The sequence below is a fragment of the Shewanella sp. NKUCC01_JLK genome, assembly GCF_019345615.1.
Taxonomy (GTDB): domain Bacteria; phylum Pseudomonadota; class Gammaproteobacteria; order Enterobacterales; family Shewanellaceae; genus Shewanella; species Shewanella oncorhynchi.
On record NZ_JAHKRD010000021.1, the window covers coordinates 85,135 to 104,452 of the forward strand.

The following is a 19,318-nucleotide window of genomic DNA, read 5'->3' on the forward strand; positions in this document are numbered from 1 at the left end:
CGTCAGGGTTTGATGTTGGTGGGCAAAAATAATGGCAGTGCTCACCCGTCAGGGTTTGATGCTGGTGGCCAACAATAATGGAAGTGCTCACCCGGCAGAATCTGGTGGACAAAAATAATAGCAACGAGCTCAGTCACGCTTTCTTGACTGGGACTGGTGGAGAAAAACTGTGAGTGAACGGCTATTTATTCGCTTAGGCAGAACAGCAGAGCAAGCGTGCTCTTGGCTCGTTTGGTCGGAGCAAGAACAGGAAATTATCGCCTCTGGCGAGCTCGCCAATGCTCAAGGTTTGTCGACCTTAACTGAGCGTGCGGGCAATCGTCCCGTCGATGTGTTAGTGCCCGCCGCGGCAATGACGCTCACTAGTGTGCATTTGCCCGAAAAAGGTCAACGCCAAGCCTTGAAAGCCTTGCCTTTTATGCTCGAAGAAGCCTTAGCCGATGATGTCGATGCTATGCATTTTACTGTTGGTCCACGTGACGGTGACGCCTTAAGTGTGGTCGCAGTGGCCCATGAGCAAATGCAGACTTGGCTGAGTTGTTTGACCGAAGCGGGTTTAAAAGTGAAGCGCATTGTGCCTGATTGTTTAGCCTTGCCATTGCAAGAGTGCCAATGGGCGGCAATGAATTTTGGCAATGAGCTATTGCTGCGTACCGGATTAGCTTCGGGCCAGAGCTTACCTCTGCCTTGGTTGCCAATTGCGTTAGAACAACTTAAGCCTGCACAGGGCGAAGTCTCTGTCGCCAGTTATACCGAGATGCAACTCGAGGGGGTCGAGCTTAAGCCGCAGTCACTTGAGCTACCTATGTTAGTGTTGGCCCGCGGTATTTTGCATGCGCCAGTGAACTTACTGAGCGGCGTTTACACGCCGAAGCGTGAATACAGCAAACAGTTGATGATGTGGAAAAGTGCGGCCATCGTTATTGCCATCGCGTGCGTGCTGGCCTTAGTGAATAAAGGGCTGACTATACATCAAGTCAATGGTCAGGTTGCCGATCTTAAAGCCCAGAGTGAATCCATTTATCAGCAAGTGATCCCGGGAAATTCGCGCATTGTTAACCTACGTTCGCAGATGGAAAGTCAATTACGTGCATTGCAGGGACAGGGCAGTGGTGCCGAGTTTTTTGCCATGCTCGATGGTTTACAGGATGCCTTTAAGCAAGTGCCTGAACTTAAACCTAATAGCTTAAGATTCGAAAGCGCGCGTAACGAGATCCGCATGCAAGTAAGTGCGAAAAATTACGCGCAGATCGAGAAGTTTAAAGAGATTGTTGGTCGTCGTTTTCAACTCGATGGCGGCACTATGAATAGCGGTGAAGAGCAAGTCACCAGTACCTTAACCTTGAGGAGCAAATAAGATGGATAATTTGCGGACTTGGTGGCAAGGGCTCGCATCGCGCGAGCAGCAGTTAGTAGGCTTTTGCTCGGTATTTTTAGTCATTGGTATTTTTTATTGGGGTGTTTGGACGCCGATTGCCAATGCTGAAGCCGATGCATTACGTAACCTCAATGCACAACAACAGACGTTGAACTATGTAAAACAAACGGCGAATAAAATAGCGAGTCTTAAGCAGAATGGTGCTAAGCCAACTACGTCGGGCAGTTTAAGCTCAGTGGTTAACCAAACTGCGGGCAATTATGGGTTAATGATTACTCGCATGCAGCCCCAAGGCGATAAGATCCAAGTGTGGATGGACGATGTTCCTTTTGATGCCTTGTTAGGTTATTTGAGTGAGTTAGTACAGAAGAAAGGACTTTCACTCGAAAGTGTTGATTTGGCTGAGGCCGATGTACCTGGCTATGTCAAAGTGAGACGTATCCAATTAGCGCAATAAATTAAGGTGTAGCTGTGAGTTTGATAAAAAAAGTCATCATAGGCGTACTGATTTATTTAATATTTTTAGTCGTTCTATTCCCCGCTAAGATTGCGATAGCGTTAGCCCCATTGCCCGCGAATATCAGTGTTTCGGGTGTGAGTGGCAGTATTTGGTCTGGCAGCATAGAAACCTTAAGTATGCCGCAGCGCCAGGTAGAGCAAGTGCGTTGGGATCTGAGTCCTTGGGCGCTATTTTTAGGTAAAGTGAAAGTGGATTTTCAAGTGGGCAGCCGCGCAACACCTGTCAGTGCTAAGGGATTAATTTCTTGGTCTATGGGAGGCTTAAGTGCGCAGGGTTTACGTTTCGAAGCGTCGGATAGCTTTTTACTCGGCAATGCAAAACTGCCTTTTAAAACCGAAATATCCGGTGAAGTCAGCCTATTAGTCGAGACGTTAGAGCAAGGTAAGCCTTGGTGCGAGCAGCTGTCTGGTAAGCTGTTTTTGAATCAAACCAATGTTAAGAATCAGTTTGGTAACTATCCTCTAGGTAATATTGAACTCGGACTGAGTTGTGTCGAAGGCAAAGCGCAATTGGCCACAGATGAAACCAAGAACCAGCTTGGTATTGTTGGTACCTTACAGTTAGATGAAGGCAATATGGTGAAGGTTGAGGCTAAGATTAAAGAAACGGCAGAGCAACCGGAAGATATGCGTGAGTCGCTGAATATTTTAGGTAAGCGTGGTGCGGATGGTTATTTCCCTGTGGTATATCAGGGGCGGATTCCTGGGTTATAGCGCTGTTTTAGATGAGCACTTAAACTTAATGTGAGTGCTCAGATGTGAAGGGCGTAATGCGAGAGTTGCGATTAAATATCCGATCATAAAACAACGCTATGAATAGAAACGATGGCACCTAAGGTGCCTTTTTTGTAGCTTTTTTATCGCGTTAGATCAGTCAGTAGTGAGTGATAGTCGGTAATCGCGGGAAAATCATGAAAGACTTTGATTGGTTTTTTACTGTCAGGGTTAGCAATCCCTAATTGATGACCCACACCGGCAAGTTTAGCGGCCTTGAGTATGGGTTCGCTATCGTCGATAAAGAGACAGCGACTTGGTTCAAGGTTGAATTGCTTAAACAAGGTGAGCCAGAATTGTGGGTGTTCCTTGGGGTAACCCGTCTCGTGGCTGGAGATCATGGCATCGAGCCCTGCGGCCAGCTCGGTATGTTCAAGCTTTAAGGCAAGACTCTTGGGGTGCGCATTGGTCACTAAGATGCGCCGTTTACCCGCAGAGGCCAAGGCCGTTAAAAATGGCATGCTGTCTTGGCGCAGTTGAATACGATCCACTAAAGTGCGGTGCAAGCCCATAATGTCGAGCTGCAGTTGCTCCTGCCAATAATCGAGACAGTACCAATCGAGCGTGCCTACGACTTTCTCATAGGCGTTCACAACTAATTGCTGCGCTTCGTTGTGGCTCAAACCTTGCTGTCGACTCAATTCCTGCGGTACTAAATTCAGCCAAAAATGATTGTCGAAGTGCAAATCCAATAGGGTGCCATCCATATCGAGCAGAACCGTATCGATAGTCTTCCAGTTAAACATGGGTATTTCCTATTTTTGCAAAACTGAATAACGCTTAGCATTGATTGTTGCACTGCGTAATACTCAGTGATGACGATGATTCGAGTCACTTGTATGCTTAAATCTTTGTGCTAGTCTTGGATGATTAATTATTTTTAGTCTGAAAATTAAGCGGTTGGATATGGATATCTGTTCTTTTGCCCTATTAGCTCAAGTTTCAAACTCCCTTAGTTTACAGCAAGAGTTGAATGCTTTGCTGCAACAAGACTGGTTACCCCATGTAAATCAGCGTGATTATATGGGTGGTTGGGATGTTCTCGTCTTACGCTGTGCTGCAGAGTATCGCGGTGCTCATCCTATCTTGCAAGCCTTCTCAATTTCTACCGGTCAGCACTGGCAAGATTTGCCTCAACTCGAATCGAGCCCTGCGTTATGCCATTTTCTGCAATCCTTAGCCTGCCCAGTGAAATCCGTGCGTTTGATGCGCTTACATGCGGGGGCAGAAATCAAACCCCATAGAGATCAAGGACTCTGCCTAGAACAAGGCGAGGCAAGATTACATTTGCCACTGCAAACGAATGAGCAACTCAATTTTTACGTGGACGATAAACGTGTACCCATGCAGGCCGGAGAGCTTTGGTATATCAATGCCGACCAAGTCCATTGGGTTGAAAATAAAGGGCAGGATGCGCGGATCAATTTAGTGATTGATTGCGAGGTCAATACTTGGTTAAGGGAGTTAATCGATGCTGCAAAGATCAGAGCTTGAATTAGGGCATAGTTTGGATGTAGCTGTATTAACTCAGTTTGCTAATGCGCTACTGCTGTCAACCTCAGCAGGGGAGTCTAAACGGCTCATTGATCCCATGCTGAAGCAGTTGTGCCAAATTGCGGCAGTGGAGTTACACCCCGAGTCTTTTTTGGATACTGAGGCGAGCCATACGCCTTTTGGTAAGGCGGTGTCACTCACTACCGCGGCGCAGTGTGCCGAAGATCCCGAGCGGGGCCGAGTCTTTATACAAGGGATTTATCAAGCAATACAAGATCGTCTAAAGGCTCATCCCGGGCAGACTGTGAACATCTTATATGCGGGGACTGGGCCTTTTGCTTGGTTATTATTACCTCTGCTGCCGTTATTTTCTGCGAGTCAAATTCAAGTGACCTTGCTCGACATTCATCAAGCCTCGTTAGATAAAGTTACCAAGCTTATTGAACACTTTGATTTAGCTGATCGTGTGGTGGAGCGTGTCTGTGCGGACGCCACGCTTTGGCAGCCAAATACAGTCGTAAAGTTTGATGTGATTCTTTCCGAAACCATGAAGCACTTGTTGCAACAGGAGCCGCAAGTGCAAATTTTTACCCATTTACAGGCGTATCTTGCAGATGATGGTGTGCTCATCCCGCAAAATATTGAGTTAGACGCTTGGCTTGAGTGTCGTACTGTGCAGGATTTTGTGGAGACGCATTATTTAGGACCGTTATTCGCGCTCAACCTACAAACAGCACGCTTGCTTGCCAGTGGAGACCGCAGTTTCTTGGCTGGTACATTACTATTGCCCGATTTCAGCCCGAGTGTGGTAACGCTTAAGTTCACGACTTCCATTCAAGTCTATGGTAATTCCATGCTGAGCGAATACCAATCTCAACTCACGTTACCTCGATATCGACGTGAATATTGGCTTAAGCCGCTCTCATGCCTTGCTTTTCGATATGAGCAGGGTATTCATCCCGATTTTGTGTTTGATGTTATAGAGCAAAAACCTGTGCTTGTGTCGAGTGACGATCTGAGCTGCTTAGGCATTTATCATTTGCAGCGGCTTTGGCAAAAGATACAGCTACGCAAACGGGGAGTGCTATTCACTGAACTGGCTAATGAATGGCACTTAGATAAAACCTTGCTGGATCTTTGTGGAATAGGGCTAGAGCCGGGTCTAAGAGCTTTATATCAAAACGATCATCAGTCAGCTTTTATCGCTTACATTCAGCAAATCGCCAAGCTGACAGCTGCGGATATTGCTGGGATTAATCAGCAATTAGGTGCTATTTCCCATGGATTAACGCCATCGGTCATAGTACCAGAAGTCGAAGACTTCAATTCAGCGGAGGTTGAAGACTCAAATCCGGCGGCAGTACTCAGTGAGTCACAACTCAATTTTTGGCAAAGAGAAGGCTACTTAGTGATCCCGCAAGTACTCACGGCAGAGCAATGCGCCGCAACTCGAGATTTTATTTGGCAGCAGTTAGGAGCCAATGAACAAGATCCCACCACTTGGTATCAAACTCATGAGTTTATGCAGAAAATCATGCTGCAACTGTTTCGCCATCCGCAACTAGATGCGAATCGACAAGTCCCCAAAATTCGTCAAGTGTTTGAACAATTGTGGCAGCAAACGGATTTAGTGATGACAACCGATAGAGTCAGCTTTAATCCACCTGAAACGCCAACTTGGCATTTCCCCGGTCCGGATATGCACTGGGATATGCCACTACAGCTACCCGTTAAGTTTGCGACGCAAGGGTTAATTTATTTAACCGATACCAGTGCGGAACAAGGCGCATTCTGTTGTGTCCCCGGATTTCATCTCAAGATAGAGGAGTGGCTTCTCGAACAGAACAAGTCTGATATTGAGCTTCAGCAACAGGATTGGCATCGCTGGCAAGTAAAACCTATAGCGGCTAAAGCAGGCGATTTAATTATTTGGCACCATGCCTTGCCCCACGGCGCCAGTCCTAATCGTGGGACGTTACCGCGTATGGTGCAATACATTAACTTTTACCCTATGGCTTCCTAATGGTTGATTTTAAAGAACAACAGCAACGCTATTGGTTGTTAGTTCATAATCCAGCCGCCCTGAGGGAGCTTGGCAAGGTTATGACTCTCACCAACTTTTGCCAATATTTGCGGCTTTTTTGGCACTTACCAGACTGTGGCGATGATACGTTACTGGCCATCTTGCATACTGGTAATCGACAAAGGATAGAGCCGGATTATTCACTCTTCTGCCAGTTTTGGGCGCCAGCAGACTATGACCCTAAACGCAGAGTATTAGAGTGGATGTCCGCCGCAGAAAAACCGATTCATCCTTTCTACTCGGAGCATATTTCTGCCGTGCTGGGTCAGTTATTGTCCGCCTTGATTAAACCCCAAACTGCTCTGTTACCTGCGCCAAATCTTTCTGGGCTAGTAGAACAAGTGCAGCCTGCCGGATTTATATTTCACCTCTCTCGCTGTGGATCTACCTTAGTGTCGCGCAGTTTTGCGGGGTTATCTAAATGCAGGGTGTTATCTGAATCGCCTTTGCTGACTCAAGTGCTATTGGATAGGAACCTATCAGACACTGAAAGACGCGCAGCTTTAATATTTTGCATTAATACCCAAGGTCAGTTGTTTCATCCTGAACAGCATTTGTTGATTAAATGGAATGCGTGGGATTTGCAGTTTTGGCCATTGATCCTATCACTTTATCCTCAAGTTCCCGTGTTATTGCTACTTAGGGACCCCGTCGAGATCTTAGCCTCGCAGCAAAAGTCTGCTGGATATCATATGGTGCGACAACCGTCTCGACCTTTATTCCTTGAATTATCAGTACCAGAGGAGGGGGAGTCGATACTGGATTATCAATGTAAGGTATTGCGCTTGTTATTGGGTTATGGGTTAGAGATGAGTCAGCGCAACCAAGTGATGGTCGTGGATTATCAAGAGTTGTTACCCGCAATAGCGAATAAAATCGCAAACTGGTTTTCGTTGGCTCTCTCTAAAGAAGAGTGCAGCCAAGTCGAACAATGTCAGTTAATACACTCTAAAACAGCCACGCAACCCTTTGTAGCAGATTCACAATCTAAACAAAGTTTTTTTTCGGCTAAGCAAAAAGAACAGATCCACCGTTATTGTAACTGGTCTAATCTTCACCTTTTTGAAACTAAAGGTTAACATAAATCTTGTATTTTTGTGTGATGTGAACTAGCTTTAGCCAACTATCTATATTAAAAAATATCAGCAAGTTAACGTTTTTATTCTAGGGATGGAAAATGCAATCATGTCATTTCAAGTCGTTAGCCGTTTTATTCTGCCAACGCATTCCCCTGAGCCACTCTTTAAACCTGTCATTCGATTTGTTGAGTTTTTTGCCCGTTAACCCCGAGCTGCCACGACGAATTAAAGAACTATTAACGCGCTGTTAGAGTTACTTATTACAGGGAATGTATTTGATGGTAGAAGACATAGTATTACCTAAGGCCTATTCATTGCGTTATGCGTATAAAAATGACGATGCTTTTGTATTTGTACTATTTTGTTCTGCAAGGACGGAACTGTCTCTATTACCGCTTCCCCCACAGCAACGAGAGCTGTTAGTGCAACAACAATACCGCTTACAGCAAGCGAGTTACGCTGCCCAATACCCTCAAGCGGTGACTCTAATCATTGAATATCAATCAATTTCTATTGGCAAAATCATACTTAATCCCTCTGTTAACGGTGTCCATATCGTCGATTTTGTCATCGCACCGCAATTTCGTGGCTATGGTTATGGTTCAGTCATTTTGGACTCGGTAAAAGCCTATGCCCAAGCAAAAGAGGCGAGTGTGAGTCTGAGTGTTGATCGACAAAATATGCGTGCGAAACAGTTATATCTTCGCTTGGGTTTCTTACCTTTTGAAATATCACCTACCCAAGAGTGGCTATCGTGGCCATCATCATAGGTAGTGTTGTTTGAGGGAAGAGGAAAGCGTGTGTAATCAAACTGATGATGTATAGATAGGTTTATTTTTATTAAGGAGTCATGGATGTCTGATTTTTTTCTCGGAGAAATTAAGCTTCTCCCATACAACTGGGCACCTAAGTATTGGACTTTGTGTGCAGGGCAATTATTGCCAATCAACACCAACCAAGCGCTTTTTTCACTCTTGGGTACGACCTACGGTGGCGACGGTATCAATACTTTTGCGTTGCCGGATTTACGTGGTCGCGTACCAGTTCACCCTAATGTTAGTGCAGGTTTGCCTCAGGGCAGTAAGGCGGGTGTTGAAAATGTAACCCTAGTACCTAACAACCTGCCAGTACACAATCACCTTGTGATGGCCAGTTCTACTGCCGGCGATACCACGTTGTTTGCAGGCAATAATATTGCCGCCGCCAAAAATGCAGCTGGTGAGGTCAATTTGTATGGGTCCGCTGCAAGTTTACAAGCGTTGGACCCTGCAACGGTATCCAGTACTGGTGGCAATCAAGCCCATGAAAATTGTCAGCCTTCACTGGTAATGAATTATTGCATTGCCACTCAAGGCATTTACCCTTCACGTAACTAGAGGAGAATCACTATGGATCCTTATATCGGTGATATCCGTCTTTTTGCGGGTAGTTTTGCACCTAGAGGTTGGATGTTGTGCGCTGGTCAGCTATTAAGTATTAGTGAGCAAAGCACTCTTTTCGCAATTATCGGAACCACTTATGGTGGTGATGGGGTAACAACATTTCAATTGCCGGATTTGCGCGGTCGCCTTCCGGTTGGACAGGGTAATGGCCCTGGTCTGACTCCCCGTGTTATCGGTCAGCAGTTTGGTGTTGAATCCGTTACCTTATTAACGCCGCAAATACCTTCACACAGCCATAGTTTGTCGGCGAGTACTGCAAGTCCCTCCACATCACCTAGCCCTATGGGTAATGTCTTTGCCCACAGTAATACCGATAATATTTATGCTCCTTTGCCATCTAGCGGTGCCGATCCCCAAGTTATGAATGCACTCAGTGTGCAAGCCTCAGGGGGAACACAACCACACAATAACATCATGCCTACTACAGCGATAAATTACATCATATGTATTGAAGGCATTTTCCCATCGCGTAATTAAGGAGCGAAATTATGGATCCATTTATAGGTGAAATCCGTTTGTTGCCATTCAGCTTCGCTCCCCACAATTGGGCGCTGTGTAATGGCCAAATATTGTCAATCGCAAGTAATACCGCGTTGTTTTCAATTATCGGAATTACTTATGGTGGCAATGGTACAACCACATTCCAATTGCCTAATTTGCAGGGGCAGACCGTAGTTGGTGTAGGTCAGGGCCCCGGGCTGAGAACCTGGGATTGGGGCGAACAGTTTGGTGAAAATGGGGTGACGCTGATCTCCACTGAAATGCCAGCACACAACCACACGCTGACCGGTTTGAATAATCAGGGGACTTTGCCTTCTCCGGCAGCGAATACCTATCTTGCGAAGGATGGACGTGGTGGTGGCATAGTCAACTATATGCAGGCAGCACCAGGTACGTTAAATACCACTATGGCACCACAGACTTTAGGTCTAAATGGTGGTGGTCTACCCCATGAAAACCGTCAGCCATTTATCGCATTGAATTATTGTATTGCCCTTTATGGTGTATTTCCGGCACGCAATTAATTGATGAATGATCCCGGCATGTTTGTCGGGAAGTTTTTAATAAACATTTTTAATTAGTAAGTCACATTAATGCCAAACAAATTACATTTTATTTCAGGTTTACCACGTGCTGGCTCGACGCTCCTCGCAGGTATACTTCGGCAAAATCCACGCTTTCATGCGGCTATCAGTAGCCCTGTAGCGGGGCTTGTGAATGGTGCCCTCGAACAAATGGGGGCTGGTAGTGAGTCCTATTCATTTTTCGATGAACATAAACGTAAGGTCATTTGTCGGGCATTAATTGATGCTTATTATCAAGATAAAAATCATCCGGTTATTTTCGACACAAACCGTCACTGGACTGCCCGTCTACATCAATTGGTAGAGTTGGTTGATGATTTTAAAGTGATTTGTTGTGTGCGTAATCCGGCTTGGATTATGGATAGTTTTGAAGTGATTTACCGTAAAAACCCATTTGATTACAGCCGTATGTTCAATGCGGCCTCGCGTCAGACGGTTTATAGCCGCTGCGAGTCATTAATCAATGCTGGTGGTGCGGTTGGAAGTGCATGGACCGCACTCAAGGAAGCCTATTACGGCGAGTTTTCTAATCGCTTGCTATTAGTGGATTATGATCTGCTTACCCAGCATCCGGCACGCACGCTGGAGTTAATCTATCGTTTTATTGGCGAACCGCAATTCGATCACGATTTTAATAATGTCGACTATGCTGAAAATGAGTTTGACCACAATCTTGGGGTCAAAGGTTTGCATAGCGTTAAGCGGAAAGTGGAATACAAAAGTAGGCGCAGTATTTTACCGCCTGACTTATTTATGAAGTATCAAGAAATGGACTTCTGGCTAGATAGTACTGGCACTGCAGCCAATATTATTGCAAGTAAAAAACCTGTAGCACCTAACGCAAAAAATGAAGGGAATCACTTATCATGAGACACGCACTGCTTAGTGGGCTTTCCTCGCTGTTATTACCATTCGGACTCTATGGTGCTGGTGCTATTGCAGCGCCGAGTTATCAGCGATCCTATTTGAGTTCATCGATAAGTGCATCGACCGATCTATTATTGCGTTCAGACACCTCTCTACCACAGGATCTAATTGATTTATCAGGCGATCAATTGGATATCCAGAGTGCACATCCGGTGCGTGAGCTGGTGATTGTTGATGGTGCAGTGGCTGAAGCTGATAAATCGGTATTGCGTCGCGCCCTTAAACCTAGTGTTCAATTGGTAGAGTTAGATTCTTCTATCGCTGGATTACCGCAATTAATTAAGACACTTGAGGGACACAAAAATCTCGCTGCTATTCATGTGGTCTCCCACGCACAAGCTGGTGTGATACTGCTAGGCAATTCACGTATTACCCCAGAGACAATCCAGCAAGAAGTGCAGGCATTTGCTGCGCTAAAAGGCGCGGTGCGTGAAGGTGGCGATTTATTATTTTACGGTTGCGATCTGGCCGCGAATGAAAGCGGTGAAGCGCTGCTGGATATCATTAGCAATAACACGGGTTTGGATGTTGCCGCCTCCAATAATTTAACCGGTAATGCCGAGTTGCAGGGCGACTGGGATTTAGAAGTTACCCGCGGAAATATTGAATCTACTTTGGTGTTTTCTGAAAAAGCCCTGGCAGATTTTTCGGGTGTGCTGATGCCAGCTGCAAATAACACTTATGGTTTTGTAGGTTGGAGTGGGCAAGCAACTGCACAGCTCAGCACAACTCATTTCAGATTAACCGCTAAGGGTGGTGATGGCGTCACTCAAAATCTAGCTAGTAGCATTGGCAATTTTGCTTACATGCATGGTGGTGAGACTAGCACTAACCATTATTTTTATTTGCGCGCAGATGGTACCAATACCACTGCATTTGAGTTAACTGGATTAACGGGAGGCGAGGCTGCTGATCCTTCCTATACAGCTCAATTTACTAATCTGCGTATTGTCGGTTACTTGCAGAATGGCGGAACTGTTACCTCCTCGACTGTTAACGGAAGCGGAGTTAAAGAGACCTTTACCTTTGCACCAGGACAATTGGCGTCTTTTTCGGGCGTTAAGCTAAAAGGCTTTAAATTGTTTTTTGATTGTGCCAGTGCTTGTAATTCTTCAACGGATGGCCCCGAGTTCTTTGAGTTTTATGGTTTCACCGTCGCGAATGCAATAGATACTCCACCACCACCTACAGTAAGCGATGCCCGAATCAGCATTTCCGGCGCAACTGGCACCAGTGGTGCTTACAAGATTGGCGATACAGTTACCGCTACTTGGAATAATACTGCAGGTGGCGATAATAATTCTGGTGTTACCGGTGTAACGGTTGATTTTTCACAATTCGGCGGTGGTGCTGCTGTAACTGCAACGGATAGCAGTGGAACTTGGACTGCCACCTACATAATCACCGCCGGTGCAATCGACCTTACTGCGCGCAATGTGAGCGTCACGGCGACGAGTGCGGGCGGGAGCGACACTACGGCGGATAGCACTAATGCCACCATTGATAGCATTGCGCCTACGGTTACCGATGGTCGCATCAGTATTTCCGGCGCAACTGGAACCAGCGGTGCCTACAAAATTGGCGATACGGTTACGGCGACCTGGAACAACACGGCTGGTGGTGATAACAATACCGATACGATTAGTTCAGCTACCGTCAACTTCACACAATTTGGTGGTGGTGCTGCAGTGGCCGCAACCAATAGTTCGGGAACCTGGACTGCAACCTACACCATAGTCGCTGGTGCGATTGATAACACCAACCGCAATATCTCTTTCAGCGCAACCGATAACGCGGGCAACGTCACAACTGCTGCCGATACTACTAACGCCACAGTCGATAATATCGCCCCGACCCTGAGCGGTATTGCGCTCAGTGGTACTCCTGCTTCAACTGATTCGAGCATGGCATTCACCGCCAGCTTCAGTGAGGTGGTCAGCAATATCTCAACCGATGATTTCACCTTGGCGACTACATCAGGAACTGCTACAGGGACTATTGCCAGTGTGTCGGCAGCATCGGGTAGCAGTGTCAATATCAACATCAACGGTATTAGTGGTAATGGTGTTTTCAAGTTGAACTTAAATGGTTCGACGAATATTACTGACGATGCGGGTAACGCAGGTATTGCGGCCTTTAGCAGTGGTTCAACCCATACGGTCGCTATTCCTACAGCACCAACTGCCCCTACGATAGGTACAGCCACCGCAGGCGATGGCCAAGCATCAGTAACCTTTAGTGCCCCCGGCAATAATGGTGGTTCAGCAATTACCACTTACACTGCTACGGCTAGCCCCGGTGGTGCATTTGGCACCTGTGCTGGGCCCGCAGCTTGTACTGCTACAGTCACTGGCCTTAGCAATGGCTCGGCTTACACCTTTACCGTTACCGCGACTAACGCCATAGGCACCAGTACGGCCTCCGGTGCTTCCAACTCGGCAACCCCCAAAGGTAATCAAACTATTACCTTTGCTAATCCCGGCGCGCAAAACTTTGGTACTACGCCAACCCTTACAGCCACAGCAGACTCTGCAACAGGAACTGATAATTTAACAGTCAGCTTCAGCTCATCTACCACAGGAGTTTGTACCATCAGTAGCGGCGGTAACCTGGCATTTGTGACCGCCGGTAGCTGTACTATCGATGCTGACCAAGCGGGCGACTCTGCTACCAACCCTGCCCCGACGGTATCCCGAACCTTTACTGTGAATGCCGTCGTTCCCAGTGCCCCAACTGTTGGTACTGCGACCGCAGGTGATACTCAGGCCACTGTGACCTTTTCGGCACCGGTAAGCACTGGCGGCGCACCGATCCTTGCCGGAGGCTACACAGTCACCGCTAACCCAGGCAACTTCACGGGTACAGGATCAAGTTCGCCGATTACTGTGACTGGGTTGACTAACGGAGTGGCCTATACCTTTACGGTAACCGCGAGCAACTCGGCGGGGACGGGTGCAGCATCGGCAGCTTCCAACTCGATCATTCCGGCATCACCACAGACGATTACCTTTGCTAATCCAGGAACACGGAACTTTGGTACTTCGCCAACGCTGACCGCAAGCTCATCGGCAGGAGGTGGTTATGTTGTCACTTTCACCTCATCTACCACCAGTGTTTGTACTATTACCAGTGGCGGTGTGTTGACCTTTATAACGACAGGAACCTGTACGGTCAATGCGGATCAGGCGGGCGATTTGTCTTTCCTGGCTGCACCGCAGGTGAGCCAGTCTTTCAGCGTTAGCCCCGTAGTTCCCGGTGCACCAACCATAGGGACTGCAATCGCCGGTGATACCCAGGCAAGTGTTGCCTTTGTTGCCCCAGTGAATATTGGTGGCTCGGCGATTACTGGTTATACCGTGACGGTAAACCCGGCGGATGTCGTTCCAGTACACGGTGGTTCATCTCCGATTGTGGTGACCGGTTTAACCAATGGTCAAGCGTACACCTTTACTGTAACTGCCGATAATGTGGCGGGTACTGGCTCTGCATCGGTTGCATCCAATCAGATAACACCCGCAGCAATCCAGACCATCACTTTTGCTGCCCCAAGTGCACAGAACTTTGGCACTACGCCAACATTAACGGCTACAGCTGATTCAGGCTTAACACCTGTCTTTACTTCATCCACTACGGGCGTTTGTACTATTACCTCCGGTGGTGCGCTGACCTTTGTGACGGCAGGTAGCTGTACTATTAATGCAGATCAAGCAGGTAATAGTAGCTATTTACCTGCTACACAGGTGAGCAGAACCTTTGTGGTAAATGCTGTCGTGGCTGGAGCGCCAACCATAGGAGCCGCAATCGCAGGGGATAGCCAAGCGGTTGTTAGCTTCACTGCTCCGATATTTAATGGCGGTTCATCAATTACGGCTTATACAGTGACATCTAGCCCCGGTGGTTTTACGGGTTCGGGAGTAGGATCTCCAATTACAGTTACAGGGCTTTCAAATGGTACGGCCTATACATTTAGTGTTACTGCGGCGAATACTGTGGGAAGTGGTAATGCTTCAAGTGCGAGTAACTCTGTGACGCCAAATGGTGCACCGACTATTAGTGGTTCGCCGATATTAATAGTGAATCAGGATGCTTCGTACCAGTTTACGCCAACAGCGTCTGACTCAGTGGGAGATACACTTAGCTTTAGTATTAGTAATAAACCTACGTGGGCAACGTTTAATACCGCGACAGGCATGTTGTCTGGTATTCCATTAAATCAAGATGTTGGTGTGACTAATGGAATTGTTATCAGCGTTTCTGATGGCGCTTTATCTGCGAGTCTACCAGCGTTTAATTTAACTGTGACGAACCTCAACGATGCACCGACGATTAGTTCTATGGCTATGACTGCAGCGACCCAAGATGCAGCGTATAGCTACATCTTTACGGCTGCGGATACTGATGTGGGCGATGTACTTACGTTAAGCGCGATAACTAAGCCTAGCTGGCTAAGCTTCAACGTCGCGACTGGTGTATTAAGCGGCACGCCTACTAATGCTGATGTGGGTTCTCACCCAGTGACGCTGAGGGTGACCGACACAGATGGCTTAACGGCTGACCAATCCTTCATGGTTATTGTGACCAACGTCAACGATGCACCTGTGATTAGCTCTCCAGCCATCACTACAGCAACTCAAGATATAGCTTATAGTTACACAGTGATCGCTACCGACTTAGATGTGGGTGCTGTGTTAACCCTCAGTGTAGTGACCAAACCGAGCTGGTTGAGTTTCAACTCGGTGACAGGTTTACTCAGTGGTACGCCGAGCAATGCGGATGTGGGCAGTCATGCTGTGTTACTGCGAGTGACGGACGCTGACGGATTAACAGCAGATCAATCGTTTAGTATTACAGTCACTAATAGCAACGATGCACCTACCATCACTTCAACAGAAACTACGGCCGCTGTGCAAGACGCTGTTTACAGCTATACCTTTGCCGCTACAGATGTCGATGTGGACGACGTACTGACATTTAGTGCGGTGACGATACCAAGCTGGTTGAGTTTCAACTCGGTGACAGGTTTACTCAGTGGTACGCCGAGCAATGCGGATGTGGGCAGTCATGCTGTCACCTTACGAGTGACGGACACGGATGGCTTAACGGCTGAGCAGTCCTTTAGCATTACAGTGACTAACGTTAACGATGCGCCTGTTGCGACGAGTGCAAGTGTGACCTTAGAGGAAGATAGCTCTGTGATGATCACGCTTACTGGGGAGGATGCAGATAGTGATCCTCTTACCTATGAAGTGGTGAGCCAACCTGAATCGGGCACTTTGGAGCAGCATGGAACTGTGTGGTTATACACACCGGAGAAAGATTTCAACGGTGCAGATCAGATAAGCTTTATTGCTAAGGATGCTGAACTGAGTTCTGAGCCTGCGACTATCACCATGAATGTCACACCAGTGAATGATGACCCACAAGCTGTAGATGATAATTACACTCTAGCCAGCACCGCGGATGATAAATACACACTACCTGCGCTAGAGAATGATGTTGATGTGGACGGTGATACTTTGACTATCGATGGCGCGGCAGCAGACATAGGTAGTGTGCAGATTACTGCTGATGGACTCATATTTACTGCCCCTGCAGCTTATGTTGGTCCGGTCGCACTTCGTTATACCATTAGTGATGGTCAGAAAGGGCGCGCAAGTGCAAAAGTCAACTTACTGGTAGAAGGTGGGGAGGCTGACAATTTACCTGTTATTACTGTACCTAGTGATGTTGAGGTTAATGCAACAGGCTTGTTCACTCGGGTGGATCTAGGGTTTGCGAAGGCCGTCGATCGTAATGGTCATCCACTGCCCGTTTCTTTGGTCGATAAGCGTTTATTCTTTGCCCCTGGTAGTTACCTTGCTTACTGGCAAGCCGTAGATCGTGATGGCAACAAAGCGACTAAGGCTCAGAAAGTAAAAGTGCATCCATTAATTTCCTTGAGTAAAGATCAAGTCGTGGGTGAGGGTAATGAGGTTGTTGTTAGTATTCACTTAAACGGTGTCGCGCCTGAGTATCCAATATCAGTTCCTTATACTGTTGCAGGTTCCGCAGACAGCAATGATCATGACTTAGTCGATTCGGTAGTGGAGATTACTTCAGGTACATTGGCTCATATTCACTTTAGAACCATAGAGGATGGGGAAGTTGAGGCTGAAGAAGATGTGTTGATCAGCCTAGATCCAAGTTTGAATTTAGGCAGTAAGAAGCAAACACAAGTGTCGATCACTGAGGCTAACATTGCCCCGAGTGTGACTCTTGAGGTGACTCAAGCGGGTGAACGTCAGTTGATCGTGGCACAAAATGGTGGCGAGGTTCATATTCATGCGCAGATTAGCGATGCCAACATGAACGATACTTTGACATCTGTATGGTCGAGTGGTGCGCTGAACTTGCAGTCCGATGATGCGGGGATGTTCTTCTTGCCGACAGAGGTCTTGCCGGGCATTTATCCTGTGAGCCTGACTGTGACGGATAGCGGCTTACCCGCGCTGTCTACTACGGAGAAAGTTTATATTGTTGTGCGCCCATCTTTGCCACCTCTGACAGGGACTGATACCGACGGTGATTTGATCCCTGATAACCAAGAGGGATTTACCGATACAGACCGCGATGGCATTCCAGATTACTTGGATGCAATCAATGATTGTAACGTGATGCCTGAAGGTGAGTTACAGCCTGTGTACTTCTTGGCTGAGGGGCAAGCGGGCGTGTGCTTACGCTTAGGTAATATTGCACTGATGCAAGAGCAAAGTGGTATTCAACTATTACCTAATCTGGTTCCTGAAGACAGTATCGCGGCTAATGTGGGGGGGATTTTTGACTTCATTGCGACAGGACTACCGCAACAAGGGCAGAGTTACAGTCTGGTGATACCACAACGTTCGCCAGTTCCTGCCAATGCAGTATATCGTAAGTATCAAGCCCAAAATGGTTGGAAGGATTTTGTGATTGATGCGCGCAATAGTGTCGCCAGTAGTGAAGGTGAGCGTGGTTTCTGCCCTCCTCCTGGAGATAATCGTTGGACTTCAGGATTAACTGAAGGCCATTGGTGTGTGCAGTTAACCATAGAAGATGGCGGGCCAAACGATGACGATGGCGTCGCTAACCGAACCATTGTCGACCCAAGTGGTGTGTCAGTGATACTCAATGGTAACCATTTACCTGTGGCGAACCCAGATACGGCATCTTTACCTTGGAATCAGAGTCTCGATGTCGATGTGCTCGCCAATGATACGGATAGCGATGGTGATGCCTTGACGGTAACACAAGTCACCAGCGAGTTCGGAACTGTAGTTATCTTGGCTAATCAGCAGTTAAGTTACACGCCAGCAACCGATTTCATCGGTACAGATGTGCTGGTGTATAGCATTACTGATGGTAAAGGTGGTACTGCGAGTAGTGAGTTGACTGTGATTGTTAATGGCAATACGGCACCTACGACAGTGAACGATAGTGCTGCCATAGATGACAGAACGAGCTTGTTACTCGATGTGTTGAGTAATGACAGCGATCCCGATGGCAACGTTTTAACCTTAGTCAGCGCAACCGCGCAGCAAGGAACGGTTTCTGTTGAGTCTAATAAACTACGTTATATCCCTAAAACTGGATTTGATGGAGTAGATACTGTGAGTTATCAGATTAGTGATGGATTGGGCGGCGAAGCAACTGGGCAAGCGTTAATCACAGTTAAGGCATACCAAGATGTGGTGATAGATAACAAGTCGGGTGGAGGCGGTATGTCCTTATGGGCATTAGGTTTGATTCTTACAATGGGGTTAATTCGCCGTAAGGAATTACATAAATTAGTCTTGGGCGCTGTGTTGCTCGCAGGCTCCGTTAATCAAGCAAATGCGGCTGATAACTGGTATGTCGAGGGATTTGTCGGGCAAGCTCAGGTTGATAGCAGCAGGCGAGATCTACAGCCACAAGCGGGGACAGGCTTTGTAACATCGGTTGATGATAAAGATACTGCTTTGGGTGTGAGTATCGGTTATCAATGGACTCCCTTTGTTGCCATCGAATTAGGCTATGCCGACTTTGGTAATGGGACTGCGAGGATTGAGGGCGCAAGTCTCACCCCTGAGCAATATCATGAGCAGGTCAAAGCCGTAACGCCAGTACTGGTCGATGGTGTCATGCTGGGATTACGTTTCACTTTACTCCAACATGAAGCTTGGCGGTTTGAAGTACCCATCGGGTTGTTTAGGTGGCAAGCGGATATCAGTAGCACTATGGGCAATAGCCGTTTAACTACAGAGCTTGATGGTACAGATTGGTATGCGGGCGTGCGTTTTAGCTATCAATTTACTGAGTCATGGTCTGTAGGTTTGGGATATCAATATGTGGATATCGAGCCTAATGATTTCCTCAGTTACCAGCTCAATCTACGATATCAATTTTAAGCGTTAGCATATCAAAAGGGGCATTCGCCCCTTTTTACTATCCAATAAAACATCGTATTTGAGAATATTTTGAAGGTGTTCACTTAAGGCTGGGCTGGGTTTGTGATGCATATCGCAAAGGATTTGTGGCTTACC

The 19,318-nt window shown here is 47.1% G+C and carries 13 protein-coding genes; 12 read left to right on the top strand and 1 reads right to left on the bottom strand.

The window, feature by feature from the left end; all coding sequences use genetic code 11:
• Positions 1-169: 169 nt before the first annotated feature.
• Genes gspL through KO537_RS20025 form a run of 3 tightly spaced genes read left to right on the top strand, consistent with a single transcriptional unit; the run spans position 170 to position 2,611 of the window.
• The gene (gene gspL / locus KO537_RS20015; RefSeq protein ID WP_168826965.1) at positions 170-1,357 is read left to right on the top strand and encodes a type II secretion system protein GspL; all 1,188 of its coding nucleotides are present in this window, start codon (positions 170-172) and stop codon (positions 1,355-1,357) included.
• A gap of 1 nt (position 1,358) precedes the next feature.
• The gene (locus tag KO537_RS20020) at positions 1,359-1,835 is read left to right on the top strand and encodes a type II secretion system protein M (protein WP_219235515.1); all 477 of its coding nucleotides are present in this window, start codon (positions 1,359-1,361) and stop codon (positions 1,833-1,835) included.
• 14 nt (positions 1,836-1,849) lie between these two features.
• Positions 1,850-2,611: a type II secretion system protein N gene (locus KO537_RS20025; protein ID WP_219235517.1), complete on the top strand. Its 762-nt coding sequence runs from the start codon at positions 1,850-1,852 to the stop codon at positions 2,609-2,611.
• A gap of 143 nt (positions 2,612-2,754) precedes the next feature.
• Here the strand turns inward: KO537_RS20025 and yrfG are convergent, their stop codons facing one another.
• A complete protein-coding gene (gene yrfG, locus KO537_RS20030; protein WP_219235519.1) occupies positions 2,755-3,417 on the bottom strand; it encodes a GMP/IMP nucleotidase in 663 nt (220 codons plus the stop codon).
• Between the two features lie 160 nt (positions 3,418-3,577).
• Here yrfG and KO537_RS20035 point away from each other — a divergent pair, with 160 nt between their 5' ends.
• The 9 genes from KO537_RS20035 to KO537_RS20075 all read left to right on the top strand — a co-directional run bounded on the left by KO537_RS20035 (position 3,578) and on the right by KO537_RS20075 (position 19,183).
• On the top strand, positions 3,578-4,165 hold the full coding sequence (locus KO537_RS20035; protein ID WP_173497006.1) for an aspartyl/asparaginyl beta-hydroxylase domain-containing protein: 588 nt from the start codon (positions 3,578-3,580) through the stop codon (positions 4,163-4,165).
• Positions 4,143-6,188 carry a phytanoyl-CoA dioxygenase family protein gene (locus tag KO537_RS20040; RefSeq protein ID WP_219235521.1) on the top strand — a complete coding sequence of 682 codons (2,046 nt, stop codon included), beginning with the start codon at positions 4,143-4,145 and terminating at the stop codon, positions 6,186-6,188. Before KO537_RS20035 ends, KO537_RS20040 begins: the two co-directional genes overlap by 23 nt.
• Positions 6,188-7,327: a sulfotransferase family protein gene (locus tag KO537_RS20045; protein ID WP_219235523.1), complete on the top strand. Its 1,140-nt coding sequence runs from the start codon at positions 6,188-6,190 to the stop codon at positions 7,325-7,327. The genes KO537_RS20040 and KO537_RS20045 overlap by 1 nt, the downstream gene beginning before the upstream one ends.
• A 278-nt stretch (positions 7,328-7,605) precedes the next feature.
• Positions 7,606-8,097, top strand: coding sequence for a GNAT family N-acetyltransferase (locus KO537_RS20050; RefSeq protein ID WP_219235526.1), 492 nt, complete (start codon positions 7,606-7,608; stop codon positions 8,095-8,097).
• Between the two features lie 84 nt (positions 8,098-8,181).
• A complete protein-coding gene (locus KO537_RS20055) occupies positions 8,182-8,703 on the top strand; it encodes a tail fiber protein (protein ID WP_168826977.1) in 522 nt (173 codons plus the stop codon).
• Positions 8,704-8,715: 12 nt separating this feature from the next.
• Positions 8,716-9,246 carry a tail fiber protein gene (locus KO537_RS20060; protein WP_168826978.1) on the top strand — a complete coding sequence of 177 codons (531 nt, stop codon included), beginning with the start codon at positions 8,716-8,718 and terminating at the stop codon, positions 9,244-9,246.
• An 11-nt stretch (positions 9,247-9,257) separates the two neighbouring features.
• Positions 9,258-9,794: a tail fiber protein gene (locus tag KO537_RS20065; RefSeq protein WP_113941567.1), complete on the top strand. Its 537-nt coding sequence runs from the start codon at positions 9,258-9,260 to the stop codon at positions 9,792-9,794.
• A gap of 69 nt (positions 9,795-9,863) precedes the next feature.
• Positions 9,864-10,724, top strand: coding sequence for a sulfotransferase (locus KO537_RS20070; protein ID WP_219235528.1), 861 nt, complete (start codon positions 9,864-9,866; stop codon positions 10,722-10,724).
• Positions 10,721-19,183 (top strand): Ig-like domain-containing protein, encoded by an 8,463-nt coding sequence (locus tag KO537_RS20075; RefSeq protein ID WP_173497011.1) that lies wholly within the window; start codon positions 10,721-10,723, stop codon positions 19,181-19,183. Before KO537_RS20070 ends, KO537_RS20075 begins: the two co-directional genes overlap by 4 nt.
• Positions 19,184-19,318 lie beyond the last annotated feature (135 nt).

Coding starts and splice junctions, on each gene's coding strand:
- KO537_RS20055 (WP_168826977.1), top strand. CDS start 8,182: ATGTCTGATTTTTTTCTCGGAGAAATTAAGCTTCTCCCATACAACTGG.
- KO537_RS20045 (WP_219235523.1), top strand. CDS start 6,188: ATGGTTGATTTTAAAGAACAACAGCAACGCTATTGGTTGTTAGTTCAT.
- KO537_RS20060 (WP_168826978.1), top strand. CDS start 8,716: ATGGATCCTTATATCGGTGATATCCGTCTTTTTGCGGGTAGTTTTGCA.
- KO537_RS20020 (WP_219235515.1), top strand. CDS start 1,359: ATGGATAATTTGCGGACTTGGTGGCAAGGGCTCGCATCGCGCGAGCAG.
- KO537_RS20065 (WP_113941567.1), top strand. CDS start 9,258: ATGGATCCATTTATAGGTGAAATCCGTTTGTTGCCATTCAGCTTCGCT.
- KO537_RS20075 (WP_173497011.1), top strand. CDS start 10,721: ATGAGACACGCACTGCTTAGTGGGCTTTCCTCGCTGTTATTACCATTC.
- KO537_RS20040 (WP_219235521.1), top strand. CDS start 4,143: ATGCTGCAAAGATCAGAGCTTGAATTAGGGCATAGTTTGGATGTAGCT.
- KO537_RS20070 (WP_219235528.1), top strand. CDS start 9,864: ATGCCAAACAAATTACATTTTATTTCAGGTTTACCACGTGCTGGCTCG.
- yrfG (WP_219235519.1), bottom strand. CDS start 3,417: ATGTTTAACTGGAAGACTATCGATACGGTTCTGCTCGATATGGATGGC.
- KO537_RS20035 (WP_173497006.1), top strand. CDS start 3,578: ATGGATATCTGTTCTTTTGCCCTATTAGCTCAAGTTTCAAACTCCCTT.
- KO537_RS20050 (WP_219235526.1), top strand. CDS start 7,606: ATGGTAGAAGACATAGTATTACCTAAGGCCTATTCATTGCGTTATGCG.